Origin of the sequence: Spirulina subsalsa PCC 9445, assembly GCF_000314005.1 — a bacterium.
In the GTDB taxonomy this organism is placed as follows: domain Bacteria; phylum Cyanobacteriota; class Cyanobacteriia; order Cyanobacteriales; family Spirulinaceae; genus Spirulina_A; species Spirulina_A subsalsa.
This window is the reverse complement of sequence record NZ_JH980292.1, coordinates 2,476,755-2,494,196: the sequence shown is the minus strand read 5'-3', so window position 1 is coordinate 2,494,196 and position 17,442 is coordinate 2,476,755. Positions and strand designations below refer to the sequence as shown.

Annotated in this window: 16 protein-coding genes; 7 read left to right on the top strand and 9 right to left on the bottom strand. The window is 45.8% G+C overall.

Annotation, left to right across the window (positions count from 1 at the left end; translation table 11 throughout):
- Positions 1–78 precede the first annotated feature (78 nt).
- From crtA to SPI9445_RS0111545, 6 genes are all read right to left on the bottom strand, one after another.
- Positions 79–948: a cyanoexosortase A gene (crtA, locus tag SPI9445_RS0111570; RefSeq protein ID WP_017304910.1), complete on the bottom strand. Its 870-nt coding sequence runs from the start codon at positions 946–948 to the stop codon at positions 79–81.
- Positions 949–1,174: 226 nt separating this feature from the next.
- The gene (locus SPI9445_RS0111565; RefSeq protein ID WP_052646633.1) at positions 1,175–1,972 is read right to left on the bottom strand and encodes a cistern family PEP-CTERM protein; all 798 of its coding nucleotides are present in this window, start codon (positions 1,970–1,972) and stop codon (positions 1,175–1,177) included.
- A 159-nt stretch (positions 1,973–2,131) separates the two neighbouring features.
- A complete protein-coding gene (locus SPI9445_RS0111560; RefSeq protein ID WP_083883600.1) occupies positions 2,132–3,838 on the bottom strand; it encodes an ABC transporter ATP-binding protein in 1,707 nt (568 codons plus the stop codon).
- Between the two features lie 245 nt (positions 3,839–4,083).
- Complete coding sequence (locus tag SPI9445_RS0111555) at positions 4,084–6,330, bottom strand: SulP family inorganic anion transporter (protein WP_017304907.1); 2,247 nt, start codon at positions 6,328–6,330, stop codon at positions 4,084–4,086.
- Positions 6,331–6,444: 114 nt separating this feature from the next.
- Entirely contained in the window at positions 6,445–6,834 is a 390-nt protein-coding gene (locus SPI9445_RS0111550; RefSeq protein WP_017304906.1) for a type II toxin-antitoxin system VapC family toxin, read from the bottom strand.
- On the bottom strand, positions 6,824–7,033 hold the full coding sequence (locus SPI9445_RS0111545) for a hypothetical protein (protein ID WP_017304905.1): 210 nt from the start codon (positions 7,031–7,033) through the stop codon (positions 6,824–6,826). The genes SPI9445_RS0111550 and SPI9445_RS0111545 overlap by 11 nt, the downstream gene beginning before the upstream one ends.
- Positions 7,034–7,285: 252 nt before the next feature.
- Between SPI9445_RS0111545 and SPI9445_RS0111540 the strand changes: the two genes are divergently transcribed.
- The 4 genes from SPI9445_RS0111540 (at position 7,286) to SPI9445_RS0111525 (ending at position 9,413) form a co-directional block, all read left to right on the top strand.
- Positions 7,286–7,537 (top strand): 2TM domain-containing protein, encoded by a 252-nt coding sequence (locus SPI9445_RS0111540; protein WP_017304904.1) that lies wholly within the window; start codon positions 7,286–7,288, stop codon positions 7,535–7,537.
- Positions 7,538–7,543: 6 nt separating this feature from the next.
- Positions 7,544–7,852 (top strand): DUF3181 family protein, encoded by a 309-nt coding sequence (locus SPI9445_RS0111535; protein WP_017304903.1) that lies wholly within the window; start codon positions 7,544–7,546, stop codon positions 7,850–7,852.
- 100 nt (positions 7,853–7,952) lie between these two features.
- Complete coding sequence (locus tag SPI9445_RS0111530; protein WP_017304902.1) at positions 7,953–8,939, top strand: GAF domain-containing protein; 987 nt, start codon at positions 7,953–7,955, stop codon at positions 8,937–8,939.
- 63 nt (positions 8,940–9,002) lie between these two features.
- On the top strand, positions 9,003–9,413 hold the full coding sequence (locus tag SPI9445_RS0111525; RefSeq protein ID WP_017304901.1) for a hypothetical protein: 411 nt from the start codon (positions 9,003–9,005) through the stop codon (positions 9,411–9,413).
- Positions 9,414–9,791: 378 nt separating this feature from the next.
- Here the strand turns inward: SPI9445_RS0111525 and SPI9445_RS0111520 are convergent, their stop codons facing one another.
- Both SPI9445_RS0111520 and SPI9445_RS32095 read right to left on the bottom strand, forming a co-directional pair.
- On the bottom strand, positions 9,792–10,376 hold the full coding sequence (locus SPI9445_RS0111520) for a thioredoxin family protein (protein ID WP_017304900.1): 585 nt from the start codon (positions 10,374–10,376) through the stop codon (positions 9,792–9,794).
- Positions 10,377–10,691: 315 nt separating this feature from the next.
- Entirely contained in the window at positions 10,692–10,901 is a 210-nt protein-coding gene (locus SPI9445_RS32095) for a hypothetical protein (protein ID WP_071525282.1), read from the bottom strand.
- Between the two features lie 553 nt (positions 10,902–11,454).
- On the opposite strand from SPI9445_RS32095, the gene SPI9445_RS0111510 reads away from it, so the two are divergent.
- Positions 11,455–12,618, top strand: a complete 1,164-nt coding sequence (locus SPI9445_RS0111510) for a pyridoxal phosphate-dependent aminotransferase (RefSeq protein ID WP_026079720.1) — start codon at positions 11,455–11,457, stop codon at positions 12,616–12,618.
- Positions 12,619–13,050: 432 nt separating this feature from the next.
- Here SPI9445_RS0111510 and uvrB read toward each other — a convergent pair whose 3' ends face one another.
- Positions 13,051–15,051, bottom strand: coding sequence for an excinuclease ABC subunit UvrB (gene uvrB / locus SPI9445_RS0111505; RefSeq protein WP_017304897.1), 2,001 nt, complete (start codon positions 15,049–15,051; stop codon positions 13,051–13,053).
- A 274-nt stretch (positions 15,052–15,325) separates the two neighbouring features.
- Between uvrB and SPI9445_RS0111500 the strand changes: the two genes are divergently transcribed.
- On the top strand, positions 15,326–16,624 hold the full coding sequence (locus SPI9445_RS0111500) for an RNA-guided endonuclease InsQ/TnpB family protein (protein ID WP_017304896.1): 1,299 nt from the start codon (positions 15,326–15,328) through the stop codon (positions 16,622–16,624).
- A 134-nt stretch (positions 16,625–16,758) separates the two neighbouring features.
- Positions 16,759–17,316 (top strand): hypothetical protein, encoded by a 558-nt coding sequence (locus tag SPI9445_RS29590; protein WP_017304895.1) that lies wholly within the window; start codon positions 16,759–16,761, stop codon positions 17,314–17,316.
- The last annotated feature ends 126 nt before the right edge of the window (positions 17,317–17,442 follow it).

Sequence of the window (17,442 nt, the reverse complement as noted above, 5' to 3'; positions counted from 1 at the left end):
ATAATTATTAATTCCCCGACTCCCCCTTCCTGTTCCCTTGACTTCTAACTTTGGGTCTTAATTTGTCAAGATTGGGTATTAGGATAAACTGGGAGAATCAGGTTTTTCCGATTTAGGTTCTTGCAGTAACCAAAAACAAAATCCAGCAAGAAACGTCACAGAAATGAGCGAGAAAATTAAGGAGCCATCCCCTTCATGCCAGTAGTAAAAAGCCTCTCCATCTCCTCCAGCGACCAACATGATCATGAGAACGACGCGCAGACTATTCATGACAAACCCTAAAAGAAACGAGAAAACCAGTAAAAGGGCTTTTTTCCCGTGACTTTGAGGGAACATGATTAAAAATAAAACCCCAAGACCTAATAAATGGGCAATCCCTTCCGCACCGGAACAGCCTTCCCGTACATTAACGGTAGCTTCCGGGAGTATTAAAAAACTCCCAACATGGGACACATCAAAGCCAGTATACCAAAGCAAAAAGGCACTAAAATTAGCGGTGATAGCGGATAAATTAATAACGTAATAAAGCACTAAATAGGGAAGACCTAAAACGGCTAGTATAGTTAGTTCTGGAAGATATTGTTTTAAGCCTTTAAAGCCGGAAGCGATTAATATTAATCCCCCACCCAAAAACAGAGGGAGAACAGGTAAAAACCGAGGGTTTAAGGATACATTAGCGGGGAGATGTGTCCAGAGTAAAAATAAGCCGAGTAGGAGAAGGCCTAGCAGGGTTGCTAAGGGACTACTGGTTAGCTGAAGACTGTGCCGTTTTTGATAAACCAGATAACCTATCACCCCAAAGAATAATAGAACAGAGGAGATAAGATTAGCGTCATCACTCCACCAAACTAATTGACCATAGATGGCGACTAAACCTGTGGTAATCCCTAATAACCAATATTGGGGAATGTAAATATAATTCAGGCGGTTTTTATGCTCAAGCTTCATTACTCTAGGGAACAGGGAACGGGGAATAGGTAATAGGTAATCGGTAATCGGTAATAGGCAACCTTAACAAGTCAGGCTTGTGTGCATTTTGTCAAGTCCCATATATAGCGTTCCACAAATTGGACAACATTATTTACGGACTATTCACGATTGGACACAACCGGATTTTCCCGACCCCCCTGTTCCCTGTTCCGACGATTTTGGGGGTAGATGTTCTTAACCCGGGTTAAGCTTCTAGACTTTTTTTCCGTTTGTCGTATTCTTTTTTCAGACCTGCACCAAAGGCTAAGGCTAATCCTGTACCTAAGATGGTGAGAGGTTCGGGAACTTCTTCCACATGACCAGAACCCGCTAACTGATAACTTCCGGCTGAGGTTTGGAATTTGATGGGGAAGTCGGAGAGAGTGGCAGAAGAGCTACCTAAACTGGCGGTTCCTGTGGAAAAGTCCCCAAAAATCCGTAGGCTAAAGGTGTCTGTTGCTCCGGCAACTAGACCTTGATTGATTTTGCCTCCTGCACAGTTTTGAGCCGCGTAGACGCAAATATCAATGTTTTTGAAACCGCCTGTAAAGTTAGGGTTGCTGTTGAGTCTCACATCATCAAATACGTTTCCCTCGGTTAGGAAACTTACCCCTGTTGCATTGGGATCAACCCCAAAGCCAAAGCTCATAATGTTAGCATTGCTGAGTTGGCTGAGTATGGTGGTGTTGCTCAGACTAATGGTTAAGTCCATGTAGGTGTTAGTAAAAGCACTCAGGGTGTAAGTGGCACTAGCACTCAGGTCTTGAGTGAGAGTCTCATAGGGGTCACTAGGACTAGCGGGTAGTAACCAATTGGTCATGAAACTGCCACCCACATCATCTTGAGTCATGCCCACAGTCCACAGAGGCTGTGCTGGATTCCCTGCTGTGTCGGTGGTTTGTGTAATGGTGAAGGCCTCTGCTGGCAGCATCACGGAGGAGGTGAGTATCACTCCTGTGGCAATACAGAGGCTGGTTGAAAGTCTGCTGAGTAATTTATCCATAATTAAACCCTCGGGATGGTGAATGGTATTCCTAGATATTACTGAGGTAGTATCCACCTGATTGATCAAGTCTACATAAAATTACGCAAAATGTCTGTAAAGTTTCCGTGAATTAACGGGAATCATGATGAATATTTGTAACGGTAAAAGAGGGCGAGGTTAGGCGGGTTTGCTTCCGGTTTGGACTTGCCAAAGGTTGGCATATACGCCTTGTTGGGCGAGTAGAGTTTCATGGGTGCCTTGTTCGACGATTTGGCCTTGTTCCATGACATAGATGCAGTCGGCGTGACGGATGGTAGAGAGACGATGAGCGATCGCAATGGTGGTTCGGTTTTGGGTGATATGCTCTAGGGAGCGACTGATGGCGGCTTCGGTTTCGTTATCGACGGCGGAGGTGGCTTCATCGAGGATGAGGACGGGAGGGTTTTTCAAGATGGCACGGGCGATCGCAATCCGTTGTCGTTGTCCCCCGGAGAGCTTTTGTCCCCGTTCCCCCACAATGGTTTCATAGCCTTGGGGGAGTTCTAGAATAAACTCGTGAGCTTCGGCGAGTTTCGCGGCGTGGGTGATCTCCTCTGGGCTGGCTTCCGGGCTACCATAGGCGATATTGTCCCCCACAGTGCCATGAAAGAGAAAGACATCTTGGCTCACCCAGGCGATCGCCTGTCGTAAACTGTGCAGTTGAATATCCCGCAAATCCACCCCATCTAAGGTAATCGTTCCCTGTTGGATTTCATAGAGGCGTAACAGTAATTTCACTAGGGTACTTTTGCCCGATCCCGTAGAACCAGCAATGCCAATGGTTTGACCCGCCGGGATATGCAGAGAAAGGTTTTTAATCACTTCTACCCCATTCCCATAGGCAAAATTAACGTTTTTTAGTTCAATCGCCCCTTGAACGTGGTCTAAGTATAAATGCCCAGAGTGAATGAGGATGGGGGTATCAAGGAGATTCATCACGCGCTGGGTAGAGGCCATCGCACGCTGGTATTGATCGAGAGTTTTCCCTAATCCGGTGAGAGGCCAGAGTAAACGCTGAGTCATGAACACTAGGACACTATAAGTTCCCACCGCTAACTGTCCTTCGGCCGCTTGGACTCCCCCAATGAGAAGCGTTGCCGTAAAGCCAAAGAGAATGGCAAAGCGAATTAGAGGGACAAAAGCGGCGCTCAGTGCGATCGCCCGATAATTACTTTGACGATAGGCCTCACTTTCCGTCGCCAGTCGTTGGATTTCGTAGACCTCAGTGGTAAAGCTTTTAATCGTGGTAATGCCGCTTAAATTATTAGACAGACGAGCGCTGAGTAAACTCACCTGTTCCCGCACTTGGGCATAATAGGGCGAGAGTTTATTCTGGAAGACAATCGACCCCCAGACAATCACCGGAATGGGGATCATAGTCATCCAAGCCACAGTAGGAGCGAGAATCAAAAAACCCACACTAATCGCAATAACGGTAGTTGTGATTTGTAGAATCTCGTTGGCCCCAATATCCAGAAATCGCTCTAACTGGTTAATATCATCATTGATGATAGCGAGGAGTCCCCCGGTGCTGCGTTCCTCAAAAAAGGACAATTCTAAATCCTGTAAGTGACTGTAGCCATCTAAGCGGAGGTCATGCTGAACATTTTGGGCTAAATTGCGCCACAGTCGGTCATAGGCGTATTCAAAGATGGATTCTAAGCCCCAAATAATGAACGTTAAGACCGATAAAATCAATAATTGACTGAAAATATCCTCCAAGCCCCATCGAGCCAGTAGAGAGTTCTGTTGCTCTACCACAACATCCACCGCCATCCCAATCAGGAGGGGGGGAGCGAGATCAAAGAGTTTATTGAGAACAGAACAAATCCCCGCTTGCCACATTAAAGGACGATATTTGCGCCCGTAGCGGATGAGGCGCTTGAGGGGATGTTTCACCGAGGGAGAGTTCTTACTTTTCAAGGGCTTTTTCCATGCACCAGTCAAGGTTATTTGGGGGATTTCATTCTAGGATAGCAGATGGGTTGGTGGGGAGTCTCTGTAGGGCTTGTTGAATAAGGGAATCGGGAGTCGGGAGTCGGGAATAAGTCTTAATTCCTCGTCTCCCCCTCTCCCCTGCCCCCTCAATGTCACAGCATAACCTTTAATTGTTGTTCGCGTCGGGCTAAACTATCGCACAACAGGCGAATAATATAGCCCCCCAATTGTTCCGCTAACTCTGGGGATTCTTGACGCATTTGGCTTAAAGCGTCTTGACTTAAACGGTAGAGTTGACAATCCGTATCCGCTACCACTGAAGTAGACAGGGGATTTTTGCCATAAAAGCGCATTTCTCCCAGCAAATTTCCCGCTTTAGCGGTTTGTAACCGCTTAGTTTGTCCATCGGGTAATTCTAACAAAACACTGACCTGACCTTGACCAATAAAATAAAGAGCATCACCGGGATCTTGCTGCGTATAAATAAAGGTTTGGGCGGGGAACAGTTGGGGCTGTAAATAGCCCATAAATCGTTCAACCCGTTGCTTTTGTCCAAACAGTGTGATCAAATGTTGCTCTAACTCATCCCCCGACGAACGACAACAGCCCATCTGGTCTAATATCTGAGTTTCGCACCATTCCAAGCCGCGATCTAAATCTGGAAAAATATGGCAAAACGCCGCCTCTTTTTTCAATCCTCCCCCCTTCGTCAGTTGTTCCTGAAAGGCTGGGGAAATATTAGTAAAAACCAGTTGAATTTGATAATTTTGGGCAATTCTGAGAATTTTACTACAACTTAAAACCGCCGAGCTATCAATTCCTGTCACCCGACCGAAATCAATGATTAAATACTGAACAGGTAAAGACTGAGAATTTTCCACCCGAGACTTGACTTGATTCAGTAAATAAGTGGCTGTCCCAAAAAAGAGAAATCCTTGTAACGCTAAAATAAAAATACCTTGACCTTTTGCTTTTAATATGCTTAATTCTTCCCCATTGCGTTCTACATTACTGCGGGTTGTATCCCCGGATAAGACCTCTTTTGCCACATCAACATGGCTGTATTGATACATAAATAAAATCACCGTGAGGATAAACCCTACAAGAATCCCCTGGAGAAAGCCAAAACTACCAATCGTCACTAAAATAATCCAAACAATGGCATAGTCTACCCAGGGCAACTTAAACCAGCCATGATAGAGCCATTGAATTAAGAGAGAGAGTCCTAAATAAAGTAATAAACAGCCTAGAATCGGTTTAGGAAAATAGGATAAAAAGGCTGATCCCAAGGATAAAACCGCCAAAGCGGGAACAGCCGTAAACAGTCCGGTTAAACGACTATGACCCCCAATTTCGTGGACTAATAGGGTACTGGGTAGGGCTTGATTGCCCACCATGCCACTGCCGAAACCGGAGGCTAAACTAGCTAATCCAATGGCTTTTAACTCGCGGTTGAGTTGAATGTCTTGCCCGACTACTAACTCAATACCACTGTTGCTTAAAACCAAGGAGAGTAAACTAATTAACATGACGGTAATCATGCCACCAAGTTGGGAGAAAATCACCGACCATTGCACTTGAGCCAGACTTGAAAATCCCAAAGGTTGCCAGAGTCCTCCTTGAGGAAATTTTGCTAGTAACCAACCTTCTACACGGGCTTGATAAATCGAGGTTTGGGTGCAGAATAGGACTAAATAAAAGACCCCAATTAAACTGATTAATGTTCCCGGCATGACTAAGTAATGATTGAAGCGGTGGGACATAAACAGGAGAATTAGGGTAAAAATTAGACCCACTCCCCAATGAAGGACACAATGGGGTGTAAGGAGTTGGGAGAGGGCATAAAATGAGAGGGAAAAATCCGTTGTGACTTGGAAAAAACCACTGACTAATAACCATCCTGTCCCGGCCATAAATCCCCCGACTACAGGATAGGGAATAAAGCGGATGGCATCGCCGAGTTTAAGCTGACCGAGGGTGAATAAACAAGATCCGGTGAAAAAGGAGGTAAGGGCGATCGCAACTGTCACCGTGATCAGGATTTCTCCCGGACTGGCTTGGTTTTGCAGTCCTTGAGCAATTGACCCCGCCATAATCGCTAAAATAGCGGTAGGGGCGGCCAGAGGGGTGGCAATCATCCCGGGCAAGGCGCTAGTTAAGGCCACTACTGCACTGACCACCGCCGCACTAAATACCGTCATGCCAATGCCTGTGGAGAGGTAGACTGACAAACTCCCGGAGAAAATCAAGGCGGCGTAGGAAATCGCCCGAATGACCCCGATAATGCCTGTGACCAGTCCGGCCGTTACACTGGGGATGAGTTGTTGGGGGTGGAAGGCAGCGCGCAGGGGATCGAGGAGTTGGGGGAAGTAGCGCCGCCAGACGAGTTGTTGAGTCATGGGGGAGGGGAGAGCGTGAGCAGGAAAGGCGTTCCCCTTAATCTTACCTGAGTGGCTAATAGATCCGGTATGTCTACCGAGAACCTCCATTCCGTCCACACAGACTCCGCTTTGCTACCAATGCTCCAATATCAATCCATCCACATAATCAAAATCAGTATCATCGGTCACTAATACCCAACTATGTTCTAAACATTGAGCAGCAATCCACACATCATTCATTGGAATGGGTCGTCCTTTGCGCTTCAAGGCTAATCGTGTTTGGGCATATATTGTTGCTGTTTCTCTCCCTAATGGCACTGCCCTACAAGCCGACAAAAATTCTAGATAACGCGGCAAGTTTTGCAACGGACGTTTTGAGTTTTCTGCACCAAATAACAACTCGCCTACAACAATCATTGGCAAAACCACTTCTGGTAAAGCCAATATCCTTTGAGTAATTGTCGCATCCCCATTCAAGAAACGAACGGCCGCAGAGGTATCAAGGGCAATCTCACCAGTCATTCAGATCCACCTGCCGACATTCTGCTGCAATGGTTCGCTGTAGTTCTTCGGCCTCCGCATTACTTAAAATTCCTGCAAATTTTGTTAGAGGATGGTGCTGGCGCGTCGCTTTAACCCTGTGTAAAAAATCCAGCATGATCTGTACTAAATCATCGGGGGCTTGTTGGAGTTCCTGAATCAATTGTTCACGGTTGGTCATGGGTTTAAAGTTCCTGCCAATTGAGGTATCTAGTTCTAGTATTACCTGAATGGTTGATGTCTAAAGTTAGAGCTTGACAAAATACACAAAGTATGGCAACAAGTTATATCCCATGAATTTGGGTCATGGGGGAGGGGAGAGGATAAGCAGGAAAGACGTTCTCCCCTATAATAAATTCATGGGTGAACGATTTGGGGTCACTGATTCACCTTGTCCAGTGTTGCCCCCTTCGACTGTATTAAGGAGAATCCTATGCCTCCCCGTTGGCCTCGTCAACCTGACCGCAATGATCCAGCTTACCGTCGTTTAGATGACCGGATGAATTTTGCTGTCCATGTCGCGATTTTTGCTGCTTGTAATTCCGGTTTGTGGTTTGTGGATATTGTCCGACAAGCAAATTGGGACTGGGTAATCTGGGTGACAGGGGTTTGGGCTGTGGTGGTGTTGTGCCATTTGGTCTATATTGTGGCGATCGCAGACTATTCCGTAAAATCCGATCTCTAAAAGCCGATGGTTGACTTTCACACGACAGAAGTAATCGAGAATTTAGCCGCCGAAATTGGCAAAGTAGTTTATATTGACGTGGCAAAATGGCACTTGTACTTAACAGATGCCAAACTCCATACAATCGTCGCCCAACAGGTTTATCCCCTGCTGGTGGAAAATAATTTGAATGAGGATAATGTGACCCGTGTTCTCAGTAATATATCGGTCAAAATTGGGGGAGGCAAGCGAGACGTTCCCTTAGCTGATTTATTGCCGCTACAGTGTCAGGTGGATTTAATGGATTTACTGGAAGATTTTCAACGTCAGCTTTAAGGGTTGAGAATTAATCATTCATAATGGTGTATCTTCCCCAAGGGGAGGGAACTTTAAGTGAAAAGCGCGTCTACAGACCTATTTGAGTGACCGAAACATTATGAGCGATCGCGACCTCTCCCAAATGTCCCCCGCCGAATTGATCGAGGAAATCGAAACCCTACGTCAAGAACAGGCGAAACTCCAGAAAATTAAAGTGGCTTTTGATGCCCAAGATGAGTTAGTGCGATCGCTCATTTCTATGGGACGGGCAGCTACCGGACGGCTGATGTTGCGGTCAATGTTACTGCAAACTACTAAAATTTCCATCAAACTCACCGAAGCCGAAGAAAGCAGTTTATTTTTACTCAATCAAGAAGGACGAGTCACCGAAAGCGTGTTAGCACGAGGGGCTACCCTGCGGGAAGAACGCGATGTCCTGATTGGCAAAGTATTAGACCAAGGTTTAGCGGGCTGGGTTGTCCGTCGTCGTCAAATCGGTTTAATTCGTGATACTAAACAGGATGAACGGTGGGTCACATTGCCCAATCAACCCTATACCGTTGGGTCTGCCCTCTGTGTGCCTATTTTACGCGGTAAGGTCTTGTTAGGAATTCTCACCCTCACCCACCCCAAACCGGAGCATTTTAATCAAGAATCGGCGGAATTAATCCAAATGTGCGCCACTCAAATGGCCTTAGCTTTGGATAATGCCCGACTCTATATGCAGGAACACCAACAACGAGAAAAATCTCAGGCAGAAGACGAGGAATATTCAGAGAGGTCACGAGATTTATCGGAGTTGGGAATGTTCATTATTGCCGACACGGGCAAGTTTTTGTATGCCAACAACCAAGTGGCGGATATGTTTGGCTACGATTTTGGAGAGTTAGTCGCTTTAGATTCTATTTTAAAGTTAGTCTCGACTCGTCATTATCATGCTGTGGCGGATCAGTTATCCCAATGTATTAAGGGGTTTACTTCTACCCTGTCTTGTCGTTGTCAAGGACAAAAGAAAAACCGCCGTCTGATGGAGATCGACCTCTACGCAACTCGGACGAAGTTTTTCGGCAAGTATATATTAATTGGTGTGATTGAGTTAGTCTAGGAATCAATGATCAAGTCTCAAGTCTCAATGATGAATTTCTCCGCCCCCTCGTCCCAGTAGGCTATGAATCCTTGGCGTAATTTTCAACAACAACCTTGGTCAATCTTGTTTTTAGTGGCTGGGATGACGGTACTTTTTGGGGCGATCGCCGATCAGTTTTTAGTCTTATTGTTGGGGCAATCCGAGGCCGCCAATACTCTGTTATCCCCTCTATTTAGTCCACCTTGGGGGGAAGTTATGCCCTTTTTGGTGGGGTTAGGTTTGGGTGTACTGGGGGTTCTCTTAGCTCAAAGGCAGCGATCGCGCTTAATGTTAAATAGTGGGACACTGTGGGCGTTAGTCCTCTGTTTACTGGTTAGTGTCATCGTTAAAAGTGCCATACTTCCCTATGGCATCCTTCAAATGTCGGGTGTCACCCTCACCGGAATCATTGTCGGGGTGTTTTGGAAAGGTCGCCCCTATTGGTCTAGATGATGTTTCTTGTCGGGCTTCCTGAATAACTCTACTCCTAGGATTAGGGAACAGGGAACTCTTAACAGGGAACAGATCATCTAAAACTGGCACGATTGCCTATTCCCGACTCCCGACTCCCGACTCCCGATTCCCCAATTCCCGGACTCATTCAACAAGCCCTCTGTAGAACAAAACTAGAAGAGTTTCAGGAATTGTCAGTTAAGCTACTGTGGTTTCTCTGGGAACAATCCGATTGCGACAAAAAACCTGCTGTTTCCAGCAGGTTGAATAATGCACATTATCACTAAATAACCGACTGGTTATTTCCTAGCTCGATTTTCATCATAGCTGATTTCTAAATCGGTACACATCCCCTAAATGGGTGAACTTGGCAACGATTTAAGCGCCGAAATAGGGAGGTTCATTGCCCGGTTTCCACTTGATATTACAGCCAATACTGGGTTTCTGGTCAGGGGGAAGGGGTTGGTCGGCTAAAAGGGCATCAATGGCAGCGCGTAGGTCTTTGCCATTGACTGGGAGATCATTCCCCGGACGACTATCATCTAACTGGCCGCGATAAACCAATTTGCGATCGCCATCAAACAAGAAAAAATCCGGAGTACAAGCCGCAGTATAGGCCTTAGCTACCTCCTGCGTCTCATCATAGCCCATCGGAAAAGTGAACTCTAACGTCTGGGCCATGTCCTTTAAGCGGTCTGGGGCATCGTCTGGGTAGTTTGCCACATCATTGGAATTAATCGCCACCAGACCTAACGCACTGTCCTGATAATCTTTTCCCAAACGGGCTAATTCTTCTTGAATATGCTTGACAAAAGGGCAGTGACGACAAATAAACATCACCAACAGCGCTTTTTTCTTCGCAAAGCTGGCTAAAGAAATCTGATTCCCGGATACCACATCCAATAGTTGAAAATCTGGGGCAGCTGTTCCCAGAGGTAACATCGTTGAAGCGGTGCGCACCATACTTTTTTTCTCCTGTTTTAAGGGGTCTTGATCTATTATCTAGGACGCGGGGAGACTTCTAGACGAGACAAGAGCCGGGAGGGTTAAGATATCCCAAGGCACAAGGCTGAGAAGTTAAGCCTTTGGTCAAGGTTGCCCAAGGCAGAACCCATAAAAAATCAGCCAACATCTAAATAAGGGATGGCTGATCAGTCAAAACTGGATCAATGGAGAAAACTAAAAAGGAGAAAACTAAAAAACTTACAAACTCAGGGAACAAAAAATGCTAAAAAAACTTGTCGGCAAAAAAGGGATTTCAAACTCTGAGTTAAAACACTAGGAAGCCGCCGCGACTTTAGACCGTTCAAACTGTAAAACTAGCGCTGTGTTAACAGAGACTTGAGACAAGCCCAAAATACCGCGTTGAGTATGTTCCGCAAAGTTAGGCATTTCTGAGTGGCAGTGAGAACAATACCAGTAAACACCCGAGTGCCTAATATGACGGAGGAGTGTAGAAGAACAGCAGGGACAAGATGCGTGAGACATAGGACTTAGGGGGAGTGAGTCAGGAACAGGGAGAAAAGTAAGCTGGTCACTGGCGCTCATCTGCTTAGGCTTGGGAATGGGGATCAAGGTTAAGAGCAGATGAAACGCTTTTCGCCTACGATTTACACAATACTGAGTAAATGTGAGCTTTTTGTGAGTAATTCAACTTTTTTGTAGAGAATTGTTAATTATTAAGAAAACATTAAAATACTTGTGGTCACTTAAAACCTATGTTAAAAAGTTGGCTGTTTTTTTTGAGCAAAAGGGAATCAAATCCTTTTCCTGACTGGCTCTGAGGTTCATTCCGTGACAATCCCTGTTATTCTGCCATCAGGGTTTCTTAAATAATTATTGCCCTAAAAATGTGACTTACATCACAAATTTAGGCTTTTGGGCTTGGAGGGAGTTATGAGGACGAATCTCATGACGGGTTTTTAATGAAGGGAGGGGACAATCTAAAAAAGTAGTGAAAAAATCGGAGATTTGGGCGATCGCACTTTAGGCTAAGAAAACACCAAACAATCCAAACCATGAAATGGGGGTGTTATTCACTGTGAAACTAGCCTCACGAGTCGCCCAAGTCCCGCCTTCTGTCACCCTAGCCATATCTGCGAAGGCTAAAGCTATGAAGGCCGAAGGACTAGATGTCTGTAGCTTTAGCGCCGGAGAACCGGATTTTGATACCCCCGTTCATGTCAAGGAAGCCGCGAAAAAGGCTCTAGACGAAGGGAAAACCCGCTATGGCCCGGTGGCGGGGGAGCCGAAACTCCGGGAAGCCATTGCCCGCAAACTGCAACAAGACAATCAACTGAACTACGAAGCGCAAAACGTGATTGTCACCAATGGGGGGAAATATTCCCTCTTTAACTTGATTTTGGCGCTCATTGAGCCGGGGGATGAGGTGATTATTCCCGCTCCCTATTGGCTGAGTTATCCAGAGATGGTCAAGTTGGCCGGGGGAACTCCGGTCATTGTGGCGACGGATGAAAGCAGTGGCTACAAAATCACGCCAGAACAGCTTAAGGCCGCGACTACCTCTAAAACGAAGTTATTTGTTCTCAATTCTCCCTCTAATCCCACAGGCTGCGTTTATACCCCCGACGAAATCCGCGCTTTGGCGGCGATGGTGGTGGAATTAGATATCTGGGTAGTTTCCGATGAGATTTACGAGAAAATCCTCTATGACGGAGCCACCCATTTAAGTATTGGGGCCGTCAGTCCAGAAAGTTTTGCCCGGACGATTATTAGTAATGGTTTCGCCAAAAGCTACGCGATGACGGGGTGGCGGATTGGTTACGCGGCAGGTCCGATGGAAATTATTAAGGCCATGAACACGATTCAAAGCCACAGTACATCAAATGTCTGTACCTTTGCTCAGTATGGGGCGATCGCGGCCATAGAAGGCAGTCAGGAACAAGTGACCCAGATGGTCAAGGCCTTTGATGAGCGTCGGAAGTACATCTTAGAACAGATTGGGTCGATGCCTAAACTGAGTTGTCCCACTCCGGAGGGGGCGTTTTATGTGTTTGTGAACATTGGTCAAACGGGTTTATCGTCGGTTGATTTTTGTAGCAAGTTGTTAGAAGCCCATCAAGTGGCGGTCATTCCGGGGGCTGCTTTTGGGGCGGATGATTGTATTCGGATTTCCTATGCTACGGATATGGAATCCATTGCTAAGGGATTAGACCGGATTCGTCAGTTTGTGGAGACGGTTTAACAAAAATGTTGCGGAATTCCCTTTCCTCGCTTGCAGGGACCGGATGGACTTGACCACTAACTCCCAAAGCGAAAACCAAGCTAAAAAGGGCTGTGTTGCAAGAGAAAATTTGGGTCTTAGGAACTAGGACTTCTGCCTGGGGAGGGAAGATAAGACTGGCTATATTTCGGTATAAAAAGCACTTCCCATTGAATCAGGAAGCTCCATCCTCGCGCCTAGGCAGGGTGGGGTCGTTCACGGTAGGGTTGGCTGAAAAAAACAGACGCTAGACCCAATCAGGGAACGGGGAAGAGGGAACAGATCATCGGGTCTAGCGTAGCCAACAAACCTTTTGGGCGTATGCAATACGCCCCTACTAACTGAATACAATGTAGGGGTTTATTGCATAAACCCTTTTCCTAACCCACCGATTCCCCCTCTTCTCTGTTCGCTCTAAACATGACCTAAGAGGCGATCGCGTAATTTTTGGATGCGATCGCGATATTTTGCCGCTTCCTCAAATTCCAGCTTTTGCGCAGCCTCTTTCATTTGGAGTTCCAACTGCTCAATCAACGTCGGAATCTGCTCTAAGGGCAAATCGGCCTGAGATTCATAAATCTGCTCTAATTCCTGACGATTGAGACGACGGGAAATGTCGAGAAAGGCCAGAATGGTGTTAGGCGATCGCTTTTGAATCGGTTGGGGTGTAATATTGTGCCGTTTATTGTAGGCCAGTTGAATCCCCCGACGGCGTTCAGTTTCGTCAATGGCCCGAATCATGCTATTTGTGAGGTTATCCGCGTATAAAATGGCCTGGCCTCGCACATGACGGGCAGCCCGACCAATGGTTTGAATTAAAGACCGTTCAGCGCGTAAAAATCCCTCTTTATCTGCGTCCATAATCACCACTAAGGACACTTCCGGCAAGTCTAACCCTTCCCGCAACAAATTCACCCCAATTAACACATCAAACTCCCCCTCTCGGAGTCCCTGTAAAATCTCAATGCGTTGGATGGATTGAATCTCAGAATGGAGATAACGCACCCGAATATTATGCTCTTGAAAATATTCCGTTAAATCCTCCGCCATGCGTTTAGTGAGGGTCGTAATTAATACCCGCTCCTGTCGTTTAACTCGCTCCTGAATTTCCTCATATAAATCATCTACCTGTCCCTCAGTGGGGCGCACAAAGATTTCTGGATCAATAACCCCCGTCGGTCGGATAATTTGTTCTACAATGGCTTCCCCAGACTGTTCAATTTCCCAATCTCCCGGAGTCGCGGAAACAAAAATACATTGATTCACTTTGACCCAAAATTCATCAGCTTTTAAGGGGCGATTATCCGCCGCACTGGGTAAACGAAACCCATGATCAATCAGTACCTTTTTCCGGGCTTGATCTCCATTGTACATCCCCCGAATTTGGGGAACAGTAACATGGGATTCATCAATAATTAATAGCCAATCTTTAGGAAAATAATCGACTAAACATTCCGGCGGATCTCCGGCATTTCGTCCGGCTAAATGGCGCGAATAATTTTCAACCCCGTTACAGTAGCCCACTTGACGCAACATCTCCAAATCGTAGCGGGTGCGCTGTTCTAGGCGTTGAGCTTCTAATAATTTTCCGGCTTTTTGTAGGACTTCTAGTTGTTCGTTAAGTTCTATTTCAATGTCTTGACAAGCGGACTCTAACTGCTCATCAGGAGTCACAAAGTGGCGGGCGGGGTAAATATTAACAGCCGAGAGACTTTGTAAAATTTCTCCGGTGAGGGGATCTAGATAACGAATTCCGTCGATTTCGTCGCCAAAAAACTCAAGGCGAATGACCCGATCTTCATAGGCGGGGACAATTTCTAAAACATCTCCCTTGAGACGGAAATTGCTGCGCTTTAATTCGGTGTCATTGCGGCTATACTGCACGGAGACTAAATCCCGTAATAATTGCCGTTGATCACATTCTTCTCCGACTCGTAAGGGAATGGCTGCTTTGAGGTATTCCGCAGGCATTCCTAGGCCGTAAATACAACTAATAGAAGCTACTACAATCACATCCTCCCGTTCAAAAAGGGAACGGGTGGCGGAGTGGCGTAACATATCAATTTCATCGTTAATCGAGGCGGTTTTCTCGATGTAGGTATCACTGACTGGAAGATAGGCTTCCGGTTGATAATAGTCGTAATAACTAATAAAGTACTCAACGGCATTTTCGGGGAAAAATTGTCGTAACTCGTTGCACAATTGCGCCGCTAAGGTTTTATTATGAGCAAGGACGAGGGTAGGTTTGCCGAGATTGGCGATGACACTGGCAATGGTAAAGGTTTTTCCCGTCCCAGTTGCTCCGAGGAGGGTTTGTAGACGGTTGCCTTGGTGGAGTAAATCCGTCAGTTGTGCGATCGCCGTCGGTTGATCTCCCGTCGGTGTAAAGGGTGCCTGGAGGTGGAATTGCGCCATAAAGAAAAACTTCTCGCCCCAATCATGAATTTTTATAGATTATTGTTACAGATCGCTGTATTTTTAGAGTGGGGAGCCTCGACCGACGTTAAATTAAGTTTAGAATTTAGCTCATCGTCGGGAAGCCCCGCACTGTACAAATGTCAGTGTCGGGATGAAAGACGGTTAATTGAGGGGTTCGATGCCCCGAAAATTAACCAACAATCATTTACTAGGAAGTGACGATTTATCCCTAGATATTGTACAATAGGTTCATGTCAATAAGCTACTATTCGTGTTAAACCTCAACTATTGCTACAGAATTTATCCAGATGCCAGTCAAGAAAAAGAATTACTTGACTGGCTAGAAATCTGTCGAGGTGTATATAATTATGCCTTGGCAGAACGAAAAGAGTGGATAAATTCTCGCAAGTGTCAGGTTAACGCTTGTAGCCTCCATTCTGAGTACATTATACCTGCGGATCAACCTTTTCCCGACTATTATAAACAGAAAAAAGCTTTAACTCAAGCCAAACAGCAATACCCAGAACTAAAACGGGTTCAGTCTCAGGTCTTGCAAGAGGTTATGGGGCGTTTAGACAAAGCGTTTAACTTTTTCTGGAAAAGAAGTTTTGGTTTTCCTAGGTTTAAGAAATACGGTCAGTTTCGGTCGATTAACTTTCCTCAATTCAGGGAAAACCCTGTAACTGGATATCAATTGAGACTCCCTAAGCTAGGCTCTGTGGTCATTAATCTACACAGACCTATACCGGATGGATTTGTAGTTAAACAAGTTCAGATCGTTAAAAAAGCTTCGGGTTGGTATGCTGTCCTTTATATTCAGTCGGATGTTAATATTCCTTCTCCAAAACCTGAAGGGACATCTCTAGGGATTGATTTGGGACTTGAGAAGTTTATGGCAACATCTCAGGGGGAATTAATAGCTAGACCTAAGTTTTTCGTGGAGCTTCAAAGTCAGCTTAAATGGCTACAAAGAAGATTATCAAAGAAACAGAAAGGGTCAAAAAACTGGCATAAAGCCCGGGAAAAAGTAGCTAAACTTCATGAACATATTTACAACACTCGCAAAAACTTTCATTATCAAGTCGCTCATCATCTTTGTGACCAAGCCGATATCATTTTTGCCGAAGATTTAAACGTCAAGGCCATGTCTAGAGGGATGTTGTGTAAGCATACTCTTGATGCTGGTTTTGGGGGGTTTCTAGAGGTATTAAAGCACGTGGCCTGGAAGCGAGATGTTTATTTCGAGAAAGTTGATGCTAATTTCACTAGCCAAATTTGTCCGAGTTGTGGTGTAGTGACTGGCAAGAAAGACTTGTCTCAACGAGTGCATAAATGTTCTCATTGTGGGTTTGTAACGGATAGGGACGTTGCTGCGGCGATGGTTGTTGAGCAACGTGGACTTGCAGCCCTTGGACTGGGGGTAAAGCTGCCTGTAGAGGAAGAGGTTATTGCTACGCAACGCTTTGCTACGCAACGCTTCGCGTTCGCGAAGCGTCACGAAGTGAACGCGAACGGGGATGTCCCTAAAAAGACATCTAGAGCCTCCCGTAGAAGCAGGAAAGCCTCATAGTGATATGGGGAAGCCCGCATCGTACCCCTAGGGTCGGTGTCGGGAGGATGTCACCCACTTATTCCTAGAATTGTAGTAGAGCAGTCCACCTAGTACAAGCCCAAGGTTAAACACCCAAGGCTTAATCAACCAAGATGAGCAATGCCGCCAAAGCACCCAAACCTGTGAAAAACAGTGTTACAACTCAAAGTTCGGGCAAAAAGACACCGGATCTGAAAACTTCTGAAGACAAGGGAGAAAAAACTGTGAGTGGTGATAATGCAACGGCTGTTAATGGCAGAGAGAACACCAGTAAAGATACCATACACAAAGATAACACCAGCAAAGAGAATAAAGGAAAAGAGGAAATGGGCAAACCAGAAACAGGAATTGTTGCGGCTACTTCTCAAGGGGGTTTAGCACCCGCTAGCCAAAAGTCTGGGGGTTTAGTCTACCAGTCTTCCACCAGACTACCCCAGAACCGCCCGATTGAACCCAGTCATCTGAAAGTGGTCGGAACTTACGACACGATGGGTTTACGTCCGGTGACGGCCAGTGGTTTAGATATCAGTAGCAGTATGGTGGTTTCGGGCAATCGTCCCATCATGAAAAGCACGTTAGCGATTAGCCAGAGTTACAGTATTATGGGCAATCGTCCCGTAGCTTCTAATGAAATTGAAGACATGAGTACTTTAATTGGTTATCTCGACTAGGGGCAAGGTTTGAATCTTGATTGACCTTTTCAAGCCCGATTTTAAAGATCAATTTTTTGGGTAATTCATTTTTTTTTAGTCCCGTAGGGTACGTTTGCGCGTACCCTCTTTTGATCAAAAGGGAAG